8 protein-coding genes are annotated in these 14,763 nt (G+C 72.4%); 1 reads left to right on the top strand and 7 read right to left on the bottom strand.

The features are described 5' to 3' along the window. Positions 1 to 60 precede the first annotated feature (60 nt). From ACW4TU_RS16405 to ACW4TU_RS16420, 4 genes are all read right to left on the bottom strand, one after another. Positions 61 to 1,866 (bottom strand): GMC oxidoreductase, encoded by a 1,806-nt coding sequence (locus tag ACW4TU_RS16405; protein ID WP_457428559.1) that lies wholly within the window; start codon positions 1,864 to 1,866, stop codon positions 61 to 63. 46 nt (positions 1,867 to 1,912) lie between these two features. Next, positions 1,913 to 3,544 carry a succinic semialdehyde dehydrogenase gene (locus tag ACW4TU_RS16410; protein WP_457428560.1) on the bottom strand — a complete coding sequence of 544 codons (1,632 nt, stop codon included), beginning with the start codon at positions 3,542 to 3,544 and terminating at the stop codon, positions 1,913 to 1,915. Positions 3,545 to 3,757: 213 nt separating this feature from the next. Then, complete coding sequence (locus ACW4TU_RS16415; RefSeq protein WP_457428561.1) at positions 3,758 to 5,530, bottom strand: serine/threonine-protein kinase; 1,773 nt, start codon at positions 5,528 to 5,530, stop codon at positions 3,758 to 3,760. Further along, positions 5,527 to 7,020 (bottom strand): diacylglycerol/lipid kinase family protein, encoded by a 1,494-nt coding sequence (locus tag ACW4TU_RS16420; RefSeq protein WP_457428562.1) that lies wholly within the window; start codon positions 7,018 to 7,020, stop codon positions 5,527 to 5,529. The genes ACW4TU_RS16415 and ACW4TU_RS16420 overlap by 4 nt, the downstream gene beginning before the upstream one ends. 219 nt (positions 7,021 to 7,239) lie before the next feature. Here ACW4TU_RS16420 and ACW4TU_RS16425 point away from each other — a divergent pair, with 219 nt between their 5' ends. Beyond that, entirely contained in the window at positions 7,240 to 8,184 is a 945-nt protein-coding gene (locus tag ACW4TU_RS16425; RefSeq protein WP_457428563.1) for a hypothetical protein, read from the top strand. 61 nt (positions 8,185 to 8,245) lie between these two features. Here the strand turns inward: ACW4TU_RS16425 and ACW4TU_RS16430 are convergent, their stop codons facing one another. The 3 genes from ACW4TU_RS16430 to ACW4TU_RS16440 form a co-directional block, all read right to left on the bottom strand. Further along, a complete protein-coding gene (locus ACW4TU_RS16430) occupies positions 8,246 to 9,958 on the bottom strand; it encodes a serine/threonine-protein kinase (protein WP_457428564.1) in 1,713 nt (570 codons plus the stop codon). Positions 9,959 to 10,055: 97 nt separating this feature from the next. Beyond that, positions 10,056 to 11,696 (bottom strand): serine/threonine-protein kinase, encoded by a 1,641-nt coding sequence (locus tag ACW4TU_RS16435; RefSeq protein WP_457428565.1) that lies wholly within the window; start codon positions 11,694 to 11,696, stop codon positions 10,056 to 10,058. 129 nt (positions 11,697 to 11,825) lie between these two features. Beyond that, on the bottom strand, positions 11,826 to 14,726 hold the full coding sequence (locus ACW4TU_RS16440; protein ID WP_457428566.1) for a protein kinase domain-containing protein: 2,901 nt from the start codon (positions 14,724 to 14,726) through the stop codon (positions 11,826 to 11,828). Positions 14,727 to 14,763: the final 37 nt, after the last annotated feature.

Consider the following 14,763-nt stretch of genomic DNA (forward strand, 5'->3'; position numbering starts at 1 on the left):
TTCCGGCCTCTTCGGTCGGCCTCCCCGGTCGGTCCCCTTGGCCGGTTCGGTGTCCGTCCGCTACTTCCTCTTCGGCACCGACGGCATCCCCAGGAACGGCAACCGCAGCGCGCCGAACGCCTCCGCCGGGACCGCCGGCGCCTTCGGCTCGACCGGCTGCAGACGCTCGTACGCGGCACCCTGGGCCGGACGCGGGTCCGCCTCGCCGTTGTTCGGCCAGTACGACATCGCGCGTTCGGCCTGGGCGGTGATCGTGAGGGACGGGTTGACGCCCAGGTTCGCGGAGACCGCGGCGCCGTCGACCACCGAGATACCGGGGTGGCCGTACAGGCGGTGGTACGGGTCGATCACGCCCGTCTCCCGTGAGTCGCCGATCGGACAGCCGCCGAGGAAGTGGGCGGTCAGCGGCATGCCCATCAGCTCACCCACGTTGCTGCCGGCGAAGCCGTTGATCTCCGCGGCGATGGCCGACGCGCTCTCCGTCGCCGCCCTGATCTGCTTGGGGTTGGGGGAGCCATGGCCCTGACGGGCCGTCAGCAGGCCCTTGCCCGCGCCCTTCGGCTTCAGATACGTGGTCAGGGAGTTGTCCAGCGACTGCATCACCAGGCCGATGATGGTCCGCTCCGACCAGTGGCGGTTGGAGATCGAGCGGAGGACCAGCAGGGGGTGACGGGCGGCGTTCGCCAGCCAGCCCAGGGCCCTCGACGACCCTTCCGCGTACGGGACCTGGAGGATCGACAGCCCGCCCATCGAGTTCGAGCCCTTGCCGTAGCGGACCGGTTCGACATGGGTGTTCTCGTCGGGGTGGATGGACGACGTGATGGCGACTCCGCGGGTGAAGTCGACCTTCGTCTCGCCGGTCGCCCTGCGGTAGCGGCGGTCGTCGGTCTGGGCGCCGACGAGCGCCTCCGAGTTGGTACGGGTCAGCTCACCCAACCGGTCGGACAGGTAAGGGAGTTGGCCGCCCGCCTTCATCCGGTGCAGCAGGGTCTGGGTGCCGTACGTGCCGGCTGCGAGGACCACGCGGCGGGCCGTGAGGGTGCGCCCGCCGCTCTTCTTCCTGTCGGTCGGAAGCGTGGCGACCGCGTAGCCGCCGCGTGAGTCGTCCGTGACGGACACGACCGTCGTCAGGGGGTGGACGACCGCGCCCGCCTTCTCGGCCAGGTAGAGGTAGTTCTCGTTGAGGGTGTTCTTCGCGCCGTGCCGGCAGCCCGTCATGCACTCCCCGCACTCGACGCACGCCTTGCGCGTGGGCCCGGCGCCGCCGAAGTAGGGGTCCGGGGCCTGCTCCCCCGGCGCCGCCTTCACCGCGCCCTCCCCGCCCTCTCCGTCCGCGCCGTCTCCGAAGAAGACGCCCACCGGCGCCAGATGGAAGGTGTCGCCTACGCCCATCCGCTCGGCCGCGGCCTTCAGATGGACGTCGGACGGGGTCATCGTCGGGTTGAGCCGTACGCCGAACATCCGCCGGGCCTGGTCGTAGTAAGGGCGGAGCTCCCCTTGCCAGTCCGTGATGTCACGCCACTGGGGGTCCTCGAAGAACGGCTTCGGCGGTACGTAGAGGGTGTTGGCGTAGTTCAGCGAGCCGCCGCCGACTCCCGCGCCCGCCAGCACCATCACGTTGCCCAGCAGATGGATGCGCTGGATGCCGTACATACCGAGCCTGGGCGCCCAGAGGTAGTTCCTGAGGTCCCAGGAGTTCCTGGGGAGCGTGTCGCGCGTGAAGCGGCGGCCCGCCTCCAGTACGCCGACCCGGTACCCCTTCTCGGTCAGGCGCAGGGCGGTGACGGAACCGCCGAAGCCGGAGCCGACGACGAGGACGTCGTAGTCATAGGCGTAGCCGGAGTCGTGATCGCTCTCGTACGACACTTGCTCTCCTCGTTGAGAACAGAACTTGCCTGGTGCAGCCGCGGTGTTACCGCAGCCTCAGTGCCTTCATCACCCTGAGGCTCCTGCTCATGAACTCCGCGTACTTCTCGTCGTCCATGCCCAGGGCCGGGGCCAGCGGCAGCAGGCGCTGCTGGGCGATGGTCTGGGCCTCGGTGAACTTGAGGATGCCCTCGGAGCCGTGGCGGCGGCCGAGGCCGGAGTCCTTCATGCCGCCCATGGGCGACTGGACGCTGCCGTACGCGGCCGCGTAACCCTCGTTGACGTTGACCGTGCCGCAGCGCACGCGGGCCGCCAGGGCGCGGCCACGGGCGCCGTTCTTCGTCCAGACCGAGGAATTCAGGCCGTACGGCGTGGAGTTGGCGAGGGCAACCGCCTCGTCGTCCGTCTTGAAGCGGTAGATCGAGACGACCGGGCCGAAGGTCTCCTCCGAGCAGACGGCCATCGGGGTCTCGACGCCGTCGAGGATGGTCGGCTCGTAGAAGTACGGGCCGATGTCCGGACGGGCCGTGCCGCCCGCGACGACCTTCGCGCCCTTCGCGACCGCCTCGTCGACGTGCCGCGCCACCGTCTCCAGCTGACCTTGGCCGGCCAGCGAGCCCATGTCGGCGCCGTACGCCAGGGACGTACCGAGCCGCATCGCCTTCGTACGGGCCGCGAAGCGCTCGACGAACGCGTCCGCGATCGACTCGTGGACGTACAACCGCTCGATGGAGACGCAGAGTTGACCGGCGGAGGAGAAGCAGGACCGGACCGCTCCCGACGCCGCCTTCTCGATGTCGGCGTCCTCCAGGACCAACATGGCGTTCTTGCCGCCGAGTTCGAGCGACACCCCGACCAGGCGCGCGGCGGCGCTCTGCGCGACCTCGCGGCCGGTGCGGGTGGAACCGGTGAAGGAGACGTAGTCGGCGTGCCTGACGACCTCGGGGCCGATGACCGGGCCCTCGCCGAGGACGATCTGGAAGACATCGGCGGGCAGACCGGCCTCGATGAGCAGGTCCCGGGCCCACAGGGCCGTCAGGCAGGTCTCGGTGTCCGGCTTCATCACGACCGCGTTGCCCGCGACGAAGGCGGGGAGCGCGTCGCCGACGGAGAGTTCCAGCGGGTAGTTCCAGGGGGCGATCTGGCCGACCACCCCGCGCGCGTGGCGCAGTTCGGTGACCTTGGTGAGGGTGGGCATCGCGCCCGCGTGCCGCTTCGGCTTCAGATACCGGGGTGCCGTGCGGCCGTAGTGGCGGGCGACCACGGCGACGGCCTGGACCTCCTCGTGGGCGTGCAGGCGGGCCTTGCCGGTCTCCAGCTGGATGAGGTCGAGCACCTCGGCCTGGCGGGCCAGCACCAGGTCGTGGAAGCGGAGCAGCACGGCGGCGCGCTGCCGAACCGGGGTCTGCTCCCAGACGGCCTGGGCGACGCGGGCCCGCTCGTACGCCGTCTCCACGTCCTCGGGGGTGGACTCGGGCAGGTCAGCCAGCTTCTCGCCGGTGAACGGGGTGTGGTTGGCGGTGCGACCGGAGCCGACGACACCCTTGGTGAGCTGGGCGACCAGCTCGGGGGTGACCACGTCGGCGGCGGTGCGGGCGCCTGTGGGCGCGGGTGCCAGGGGGTTCGTACCGGTGGGGGCGTCGGTGCCGGGTTTTACCGGGGCCTGCGAGTCCGTCATGAGCCGCAGGGTATGACGGCTCGGAGGCTTTGGGTACCCATGGGTAACCCGGATTCACCGAGTACGCACACGGCACCGGCTCTCAGCGGCATGCCGCCAGTGAGCACTGGCAACGAATCCGCTGATCAGGGCGTTGGGCGTCGCGCGCTCGGCCGGGGACAGCCTCGGACAGCGGGTTGCGTCACTTTTTCTCGGCCGGTAGCCGACCGGGAGTCACTTCCTGTCGATTTCGAGCCGGTCACGCGCCCCCTTGAAGACGTCCATCCCCCGCTTCTCGTCCGCCGTCCCCTTGGGCATGTCGACGCGCAGCTCGTAGAGCCTGCCGTCGTCGGTCAGGATCTCGACCTGCATGACCCTGACGAGCCTGCCCTCGGTGTCGTACGTGGTGTCGGCCTGGACGGCCTGGTAGCCGCCGACGGTCGTGTCGGTGTACCGGGTGGTCGACTCGCCGTATCCCGACCAGGTCTCGGCGGCCTTCTTGGCCTGTTCCAGGGGCGAGCGGGGCGCCTTGTCCCAGAGGGTGAGGCGGACCTGGATGGCCTCGTCGTTGTCGTAGATCGCCATCCGGGGCTGGTCGACGGCGTCGCCCTGCTGGTGGAAACGGACGTACTGGCGGGGCAGGGCGAGGACCGCCCTCAGGTCCTTCTCGTCGTGGGCCGGCCAGTTGTCGAGGGTGGGGAGGGCTTCCGAAGGCACGACGTCCGGGGTACCGCGCGGCTCCTCCACCGTGACCCCCGTGTCCTCGCCGCTGGTCTCGACGACCACCCCCGCGAACACCATGCCGACGGCCACGAGCACGACGGCACCGGCGAGGACCGCGAGGACCAGGCGCCGGGGACGGCGCAGACGCGGCCGCCCGGGGGCAGGCAGCGAGGTGGCCTGCGTCTCGGGCGAGGGCCCGGGCACGGGGGCCTCGGGCACCGATGCGCCGGGGACGGCTGTCCCGGAACCGGAATCGGAACCCGGCCCGGAACCCGGCACCGGCGCGGACCCGGGCGTCCCGCCCCCGGCCTTCAGCCGCATCGTCCCGGCATCGTCCGCGAACTCCCTAATACCGGACGGTTCCTGATGCTTCGTCAACTCGACGCGCTCCGGCGCCTTCGGCAGCGGCCAGCCCTTGGAGACCGCCTCCAGGGCTGCGGTGACCTCGTCCGCGTCGGGGCGCTCGGCGGGGTCCTTCATCAGCATCCGTACGAGCAACGGGCCGAGTGGACCCGCCTGTTGGGGCTTGACCGGTTCGGCGGCGAGAATCGCGGCGAGCGTGGACTCCACGGTCGTACGGCGGAACGGGGACCAGCCCTCGACGGCCGCGTACAGGAGTACGCCGAGCGACCACAGGTCGGAGGGTGGTCCGGCGCCCCGGCCGGACATGCGCTCGGGCGCGATGAACTCCAGGGAGCCGACGAACTCCCCGCTCATCGTGAGGGATTCCTCGCCCATGATGTGGGCGATGCCGAAGTCGGTGAGGACGACCCGGCCGTGCTGTCCGAGCAGCACGTTGGCGGGTTTCACGTCCCGGTGGACGATCCCGACGGAGTGCGCGGCGCGCAGCGCGCCGACCACCGCGAGGCCGATGCGCGCGGACTCGGCGGGCTTGAGGGCGCCGCGCTGGAGCACCTCGTGCAGCGACTCGCCGCGCACCAACTCCATGACGATCCAGGGGAGTCCGTCCTCGACGACGACATCGTGGACGGTGACGGCCGAGGGATGGTCGACGCGTGCGGCGGCCCGCGCCTCCCGGTGAAGACGGTGGGCGATCCGCTGGTGGGCGGCGTCCCGCGGGTCCCCGGGCAGCCTCGGCTGTTTGACGGCGACCTCACGCTCGACGAGTTCGTCCTGGGCCCGCCACACGGTGCCCATGCCGCCGGAGCCGATGCGCTCGGTCAGCCGGTACCGGCCCCCGACCAGCCGCCCCTCGTCGCCTTCGCCGCTCCCGTTCCGGTTCCCCCCACCCTGGTGCGCGCCGCCTTCCCCGCCGTTGCTCATGCCCCATCCCTACCCTGCGGGCCCGACGCTTGTCGACGCCTGTTCAGGGCGTCCGTCGTACGACGGGGCAGTGCCGTACGACCGACCGTCGCCGCCAGTTTGCGCAGCCGCCGCCAGTCCATGGGGGGCGTCGGGGCGGGCACACCGGGCCGGTCACGGGGGACGCGGACGCGCAGGGCGCGCGGTTCGACGCGGCAGCGGACGGGGGTGGGCAGGACGAGGGCCTCGCCGTCGAGTCCGACCTCGATCTCGGGCAGGTCGGCGTCGACGACGACCTCGTGGGCGGTGACGACGGTCATGCCGCTGGCGTACCGGCCGAGCAGCAGTTCGGCGGCCTGGGCCGCGTCCTCGACCTTGATGCCGAGCACGCCGAGGAGACCGGCGTCCAGGCGTTCGCGGCGGCCGAGGCCGGCGAGGTCGTCCAGGCGGTAGGGGTTGTTGCTGACCAGCACGGCCTGCGGCGCGTGGATGACCGTCTCCCCCGGCTGCGTCCGCCCCTGTGGATACGCCCGCGCGGTCAGGGTCGGGCCGCGTTCGAACGTGAGCAGCTCGGGCAGCAGCCCCAGGGTGGTGCCGACCTTGTCGTCGCGGTAGGCGGGGCTCTGCACGATCGAGGCGTACGCGCCGAAGGAGGCGTTGTTGACGAAGGGGTGGCTGTCCGCCGTACCGCCGTCGTCGGCGATGGCGACGCCGCTGTCGAGGAAGCCCAGGTCCACCCTCAGCTCCACCCCGCCCGCGGCGGTGAGGGCGTCGAGACAGGTCGCCGGGTCGTCGCGGTCGAGGCCGAGGTCCATCGCGAAGTGGTTGCGCGTACCGGCGGACACGACCAGGAAGGGCAGGCCGTGTTCGACGGCTACGCCCGCGACGAGGGCCTGGGTGCCGTCGCCGCCGGCCACACCGAGGAGATCCGCGCCCGCCGCGACCGCCTCCCGGGCCAGGGCGACGACGTCCTCGGGCTCGGCCTTGTCGGTGTCGAGCAGGTACACGCGGGCGCCGAGCAGCTCCGCCTTCTCGCGCAGCCGGAAACGCTCGACCTTTCCGTCACCGGAACGCGGGTTCATGAGGAGGAAGGGCCGCAGGGGCGCGGGCGACTCGTACTCAAGGACCGGCAGGACATGGGACCTGGTGCTGCTCAGCGCGAATTTTCCGGCCCAGACGGCGAGGCCCCACAGGCCGAGGGAGGCGATGGCCGGCCCCAGCAGCTTGGCGGCGGCGAAGAGGACGACGACGGCGATGGGCGTGGCGACGGCGAGCACCGCCCCCACGCCCCGCACGATGCCGCGCCGGGCGAGCGCCCACCACAGACCGGAGGCGGTGAGTACGGCCCCGCCCACGCCGACCACCGCGAGCAGCAGGCTGCCCATGCCCGCGTAGCCGATCGGCAGCAGCACGGCCAGCCCGGCGGCTCCGAGCGCACCGCGCGCGGCCCAGCGCTGCCGGGCGTGCGCACGCCCGAACAGCTCGTTGTTCACGCCGGTACCCATGTCCATGTCGACGTTCTAGCAGAGTTCGCATTCAGCCTGCTCACAGGCGGAACAAAGCGGGATTCAAGGGTGACCCGGTTCACCCCGCTGAGCAGGATGATCACGGCGCTCTTACCTTGAAGACACGATCAGGTCACGGTATCTTCACGAGCCAGTCGCCACGCATACCCGATATCGGCGCGCGCATTCGCACTTCACACTTCGCACTGTTTGGAGAACGTGACGATGACCGTGCCCGAAACGAATTCTCTGAGACAGCAGGAAACAGAGATACGGCATCACGTCTCGCGGGCCGAACTGCGGGGCACCCGGGTGCGGTTGGCCGGGCACGCGTATCTGCACCGGGTCGAGACGCATGACGTCACCACCGAACTCGTCCTGCGTGAGCGGGAGTCGGGAACCGAGTACCGGCTGCCCGTCACCCACACCGCGTCCCCGTGCCTCGGCGCCGAGGAGGACGACGGGCGGTACTCGTACGAGAAGGCCGGCTTCGAGGCGGCCTTCGACATCGACTCCGTCGCCGACGGATCGCCCCTCGACGACGGGCTGTGGGACATCTCCCTGGCCGTCGGCGCCCAGGGCCTGACGCGCGAGGTGCGCATAGGCAGCAGCCGGGCCGACCGGCTGCCGGGCCGTCCCGACGTACGGATAGCGGAGACCGTACGCGGTCGGCGCGCCGTCACCCTCTACACCACCGTCCCGTACGGCAACTACACGATCGACCTCGGCGAGCGGAAGCACCCGGTGCTGAAGCGGATCGCGTTCGGGGACGTCCGCTGGCACGCCGGCCGGCCCACCGAGCTGCTGATCACCGGCCGCTGCACACTCGGCGCGTGCCCGCGCGGGGCGCTGACCGTGCACCTGCGCAACGGGGAGGAGCCGGGCGACGCCACGGCGGTCTTCACCGCCGTACAACCCCCGCACGGCGAGCAGTTCACCGTCTCCGTGCCCGTCGCCGAGCTCGGTCCGGGCGTGTGGAGCGGCGAACTCCGGCTCGGGGAAAGGGTGTTGCCTTTGCCGCAGCTACCGAAAGGGCTGCGGGCGGCCAAGTGGTGGCGTCGGAACGGGCTTTGGCACGCGAAGGCGGTTTCCCGTCCCGGTGGCGGTTTCGCTCTGCGAGTGGGTATGACCGGGAAAAGGGGACTTGTCAGGGCGGCTGTCCGTTTCTGAAATCGCCGCCCCACGGCTTTCCGATATTTCCGTCGCTTCCGTCGCTTCCATCGCTTTCCGGTCAGCCGGCCGTGACGAAGGTGTCCAGGGCGACATCGAAATACTCCTTCGCCTCCCGCACCTTGCCGACGGGCGCCGACACCCACACGTCGTACATCCGCCCGCCCTGCTCCCAGCACAGATCGTAGGTGTGCCGTGGTCCCTCGGCCGCGCTGAAGCCGTCCCACGTGAACTCCCAGAGGGCGGCGGCCTGTTGGGCGTGCACGGTCTCGGTGACCCGCCCGTCGCGGTAACCCGGGTTGGCGGTCGCCCCGTTGGCGTCCGCCCGCTCCATCACCGCGAGCGGGCCGCCCGGTTGGGGAGCGAGGACCTTGATCCCGAGGCGGAAGGTCTCCCCCGGCGACAGATAGAAGACGCGCTCCTTCTGCTCGGACCGCGTGAAGCCGTCCGGCACGGCGAGCGAGAACCCGCGGGGGTCGTGGGCGAGGCGGTAGCCGGAGGGAGCGGTCGGGGAGGAAGGCGACGGCCCGGCCGTACCCGGCGATCCCTCCGCCGTACCGGGCGACACCGTCGACGTGCCGGGCGACGCCTCTGTCGTACCGGGCGACGCCTCCGTCCTGCTGGGCGACACCTCCGAAGCCCCCGACACCGCCGGCGCCGCTGTCGCCGTGTTCTTGGGTGTGCCGCCCCCGTCGTCCCCCGAGTTCATCAGCAGGGCCGCCGCGGACACTCCCGCCCCTGCCAGCGCCGCGACCAGCACCGCTGCGATCAGCACGGCCCGCCCCGAGGGCCGCGGCGGCTGGTCCGACGTACGGGAGGAGTCCGTACGGGAGGAAGGCTTACGGAGAGAGACCGTCGGCGTCGACACCCGGCCGCCGGTTTCCTCGCGCCGCTGCGTCTGCTGCCGGCCGGACGTGTACGCGGCCGACGGTCTCGGCGTACGCCCCGTCGCCCGGAACGCCCGCAGCATCCGTTCCGCCTCCACCGCGTCGAGGCGTCGCTCGGGATCGCGTTCCAGGAGACCCCGTACGACGGGCAGGAGCGGCGCGGCCTGCGCCGGTGGCCGTACCTCGTCGATCACGACGGCGTGCAGGATGCCGCCCAGTGAGTCGCGCCGGAACGGTGATTCGCCGCTCAGGGCCGTGCACAGCAGCGCGCCGAGCGACCACAGGTCGGACTCCGGCCCGGTCCTGACCCCGGACATCCGCTCGGGCGCGGTGTACTCGGGCGAGCCGACGAAGGAGCCGCTCTCGGTGAGCGTGGTCGCGCCCGCGACCTGGGCGATACCGAAGTCGGTGAGGACGATCCGGTCGGTGCCGTCCTCGATGAGCACGTTCGCGGGCTTGACGTCCCGGTGCAGGACACCGGCGGCATGGGCCGTGCCCAGGGCGCCGAGCAGGGCGATGCCGATCCGGGCGGCCTCGTCGGCGTCAACCGGGCCACGCTGGGAGATCCGGTCGGCGAGCGAGCCGCCGTCGATCAACTCCATGACGATGTACGGGCGTTCGTCGTCCTCGACGATGTCGTGCACGACGATGATGTGCGGGTGGTGCAACTGGGCGACCGCGCGCGCCTCGCGCAGGGTACGGTCGCGCCGCAGCCGGGCCTCGTCCGTCGCGAGGGAGGTGTCCGGCGTCAGCTCCTTGACCGCGACCCGCCGTTCGAGCAGCTGGTCGGTCGCCCGCCAGACGACGCCCATACCGCCCCGGCCGAGTCTCGTCTCCAGACGGTACCGCCCGGCGATCAGTCGGAAGCTCTCCCCCTCTGTCCCCATGCGCCTCATCATGCCGCACCGGAGGACGGGGCTCCGGGACGGTGCGCGGTGGATGACCGACAACCGCCGTACCAGGCCTCCGGGGCAGGCCCCGAGGTCAGCCGGAGCCCGGCCGCCACCCTCGCAGCACCGCTGTGAACTGCTCCCTCGCGGTCGCCCAGTCGGCCGCCGGAGCGGACATGTAGATCACGTACTCGGCTCCGTCCCGGCCGAGATACGCCTGCTCGATGGCCCGCCGGGGCCCCGGGAACTCCGAGTCCTTGGCCAGGGCGGTCCAGGTGAAGTCCCAGAGCGCGCCCTTCCGGTCGCGGTAGACGTTCGACTCCAGGCTCACCGTCCGGTACTCGCTGAGCCGCTTGAGCTGCTGTTCCAGGTCGCGCTGGTGGAGGTAGGGGTCGTCGAAGTCGGGGGACTCGTCGATGGCGATACGCAGGAAGTGTTCGCCGCCGTCGGGCGAGTAGTCGATCTGCCCGTTCTCCTCTTTCCGCGTCCACCCCTCGGGCAGCGAGAGGCTGAAACCGGCCGGATCGTCGACCCGCACCCAGCCCTTCGCCACGGAGGGGGCAGCGGCGGGAGGAATGGCCGAGGCGGAGCTGGAGGCAGAGGCCGAGGCACTGGCGGACGGAGCGGCCGAGGAGGCGGAGCCGGCCGTCCGCGACCCCTGGTTCCACTGGTGCAGCGCCACCACGCCGCCCCCGCCGACGAGCACGACCAGCGCGGCGACAAGGGCGATGGTGCGACCCCGGCGCCGCGGCCGGCCCGGGGCGGGAGGGCCGACGACGACTCCCTGCTGTGGCGTGTCGGAGACGACCGGCCCTGCCGCTGCCGCCCCGCCTATCCGGAAGGTTCCGACCTCGCCCTCCGCAGGTGCCCGCACCGACCCGACGTGCTGCGTCGGCACGTACTGCTGGGCCGCGCGGGGCCGCCGCCCCTCCGCCGCCTCCGCGAGCATCTGCTCGGCCTCGGCCGCTCCGGGCCGTACGGCGGGATCCTTGAGGAGCAGGGCCGTGATGACAGGCCCGAGCGGACCGGCGTACCGCAGCTCGGTCGGCTCGTCCTCGACGACCGCCTGCATGGTGGTCAGCGGGGAGGTGCGGCGGAACGGGGACCGGCCCTCGACGGCCGTGTACAGCGTGGCGCCGAGCGCCCACAGGTCGGATGACGGTCCGGGGTCCTCACCGCGCAGCCGTTCCGGGGCGAGGTAGTCGACCGACCCGACGATCTCTCCCGTACGGGTGATGGTCGTGTCCCCCTCGACCTGGGCTATGCCGAAGTCGGTGAGCAGGACGCGGCCGTCCTGGGAGAGAAGGACGTTGCCGGGCTTGACGTCCCGGTGCAGTACCCCGGCGGCGTGCGCGGCGGTCAGCGCGCGCAGCACCCACAGGCCGACCCTCGCGGCCTCGCGCGGCTCGACCCGCCCGGCCTCCTTGACCGCGTCGGCCAGCGAGTTGCCCTCGACGAGTTCCATCACGATCCACGGCCGGCCGTCGTGGTCGAGCACGTCGTGCAGGGTGACGACGGCGGAGTGGTTGATCCGCGCCGCCGCACGCGCCTCGGCCCGGGTACGGGCGAGCAGGACGGCCTGTTCGCTCTCGGACACGTACAGCGCGGCCGTCAACTCCTTGATGGCGACGGCACGGTGCAGCAGCTCGTCGTGCGCACGCCACACCCGCCCCATGCCACCGCTGCCGATGACGTCGACGAGCCGGTAGCGGCCCGCGAGGAGCTGACCCTGCATCTGATTCACGTTTCCCCGCAATGGTCTTGTCAGGGGCAAGACTAAGGAGCGCCCACGCCTGAGGGAACCGCAGGGGGCCCTACGGGGACAGCACTGTGACGGTTCTGCCCGGAGGGCTTGGCCTCGAGGTCAGCCGGTGGGCTGATAGGTCGCCGCCGCCTGCTCGTACAGACGGGTCACCTCGTCCCGCTCGGCCTCCGGCCCGCGCACCTGGACCACGTGGTACCGGCCGCCGACGACTATCGCGAGATTGCGTACGAACACCTCGCTGCCGGAGCTGTTCTGCCAGGTGAACTGCCCCTCGGCCATGGTCCGTCCACCCACCTCGATGGTCCGCATCCCGCTGGACGTGGCCCAGGTCGAATCGCGGAACGGCTGCAACTCGTACTCCCGCTCCCGCTGGTACGCCATCGGATCGGCGCCGTACGCCTTGGTGGTGTCCCGGCCCGGTACGACGATGAGCTGGAACGAGCCGTGCGAGTACACGACTTGGCCGCGCCCGTTCTTGCCCGTCCGGTCCCAGCCGTCGGCTACGGCGACGCGGAAGCCCGCGGGGTCGGTGCGCACGGTGAAGCCGGCGGCGGCATCGGGCCCGGAGGCCGACGGCGACTCGGGCGAAGACGAACTGGCCGACGGGGAGGCACTGTTGCCCTTCCCGCCGTCGGGTGAGGTCTGCTCGGGCCGCGGTTCGCTGCTCGCGTCCGGGGTGTCGGCCGACTGCTCCGGCGCCGCGCTCACCTCCCCGGCGGAGCCGGTCCGCTCGCCGTCCCGCGCTCCGTCGCTGCCGCCCTTCGGCATGAAGTACATGGCGTACGCGATCGCCGCGGCCAGCGCGAGCAGTATCAGGAGGAGCAGGTTGCGGCCGAGTTTGCGCGGCGCCCGCTGCTCCTGCCTGGCCCGCTTGTGCCGGCCGGTCGCGGGCAGGCCTGCCCGGCGCCTGCGCACCAGTTCGCCCCGGCGCCGCACGATCGGCAGCCGGCGCGGATCGGTGGGCGGCGCGGCGACGACATGCGCGCCGGCCTCCGGCTCGGGTGCCGAGCGGACGAGGGAGCGCAGCCAGCCGTTCAGCTCCTCGAAGTCGAGCCGCTCGGTGGGGTCCTGGCGCAGCAGCGACTCCACGACGGGCCTGAGCGGCCCGCACTCCTCAGCGAAGGCGGGCGGCTCGGCACACACCAGCTGCACCAGCTCGGCCGTCGACTCCTCGGGGTAGGGCGCATGTCCCTGTACAGCCCTGAAGAGCAGCGCGCCGAGCGCCCACAGGTCGGTCGCGGGACCGATGGGAGGGGCCAGCTGCCAGTTCTCGTGCACGGGCCCGGCCTGCTCGGGCGCCCAACGCTCGGTCACCGCCCCGACGACGGACATCCGCGCCTGCCGTGCCCGCTCGGCGGCCAGCGCGGTGGCCGGCCCACGCCTGGGGGCATCGGCGACAGCCCTGTCGTCCCAACGGCCCGGGGGCCGGCCGGGGGCGCGGTCGGTCGGCGGGGGCTGGTCCTGGGGGTGGGGGTCGGCGTGGGTGAGCGGGCGGGGCTGCTGCTGGTACTGCTGCGGGACGCTGTCGGCGACCCCGCTCGTCGCGGCGCCGCTTCCTCCGGCGGACAGGGCGGTCCGGGCCGGTCCGGTGTGCCCGGCCTGCGGCCCGATCTGCCCGGCAACCCCGGTCGCGGGGGCGGCGCCACCATGCCAGGCGGTCGCGTTGCGTACGCCGTAGGGGTCGGCGATCTGCCCCGGCGGCGGAGTGGCCGGACCGCGCTCCGCACCAGTGCCGTACGCGCCGCCACCGGTGTCACCGGCCGCCTCGATCGAGGGCCGGGCGCCGGGCAGCGCGGTGCGCCCGCTCTGCTCGGCCTCCTGAACCCGGGCCGCGGCCCGCGCTCCCGCCCGGTACGCGGCGATCGCCCCGGCCCGCGCCGCCCGAATGTCCCCGCCGGTCTCCAACGCCCGCTGCTCGCCCCCGGCGGTGCCCGGGTCGCGCCCCTCGACGCCCGCCCCGGGCACCCCTCCACCGCTCCGCGCCTCGATGGCGGCACGCCGGGCGGCCTCGGCATCCAGCCCGGAACCCCCGGCGAACGTACCCCCGGCGACCCCGTAGCTTCCGCCGGGATGACCCGGACCGCCGCCCTCGCCGCCGGCCAGGCCCTGCGGCCTCACCACACCCGGCTCACCCGCCGACTGCCCGTACCCACCGCCCCCGCCACGACCACCCGGCGAACCCGAACCGCTCCGCGCCTCGATGGCGGCACGCCGGGCGGCCTCGGCATCCAGCCCGGAACCCCCGGCGAACGTACCCCCGGCAACCCCGTAGCTTCCGCCCCCGCTACGGCCGCCGGCGCCCGGAGCGCCGACTGTCGTGCTCGCGCCCCCTGTGACCTTCGCGTCCTCCGGAGCACCGGCCGCCCCCGGCGTGTCCCGGCCGGGTACCGGGTCGTATCCGCACAGCGCCTCTTCCGCCGCCCCGGCCGCCAGCCCGGTGAGCATCACGCGCCCGTCGTCGCAGACGAGCACCGTGCGCTCGGTGATGTTGCGGTGCACCCAGCCGTGGGCGTGCAGCACCCGCAGGGCCATGAGGACGTCGGCGGCGACCTCGGCCGCGCGGTACGGCGTCAGCGGCTTCTCGGCGAGCAGCGACTCCAGTGACCGGGCCGGCACCAGTTCGCTCACTATCCACAGCGAGCCACCCTGCGCGAACACGTCGAAGACCTGGTCGAGCCGTGGGTGATCAGGGATGGACGCGGCGGCCTGCGCGGCCTCGATGGCACGCCGTACGGTCGGATCGCTGGGTCGGCGGGTGGCCGCGGACCGCGCGGTGGCGCCGCGCGCCCGACGCCCGTCCCGCGCCACGAAACCGTCCGGCAGCCCGTCCGCGTCGAGCACCTCGGCCTCGACGACCTCGGGCAACGGCACCTGCCTGACGAGGACTTCCTGCCCGCTGTATGTGTCGAAAGCGCGGGTCTCGGGCTGTTCGAACTCATCGGACGACGGCAGCGGCAGGCGGTAGCGGTCGGCGAGCACCCGCCCCGCATATTCCTCCACGATGCCTCCCCCGGCCGTCCGGCTGCTCAATTCCGTT

This window comes from Streptomyces kryoterrae (genome assembly GCF_054072135.1).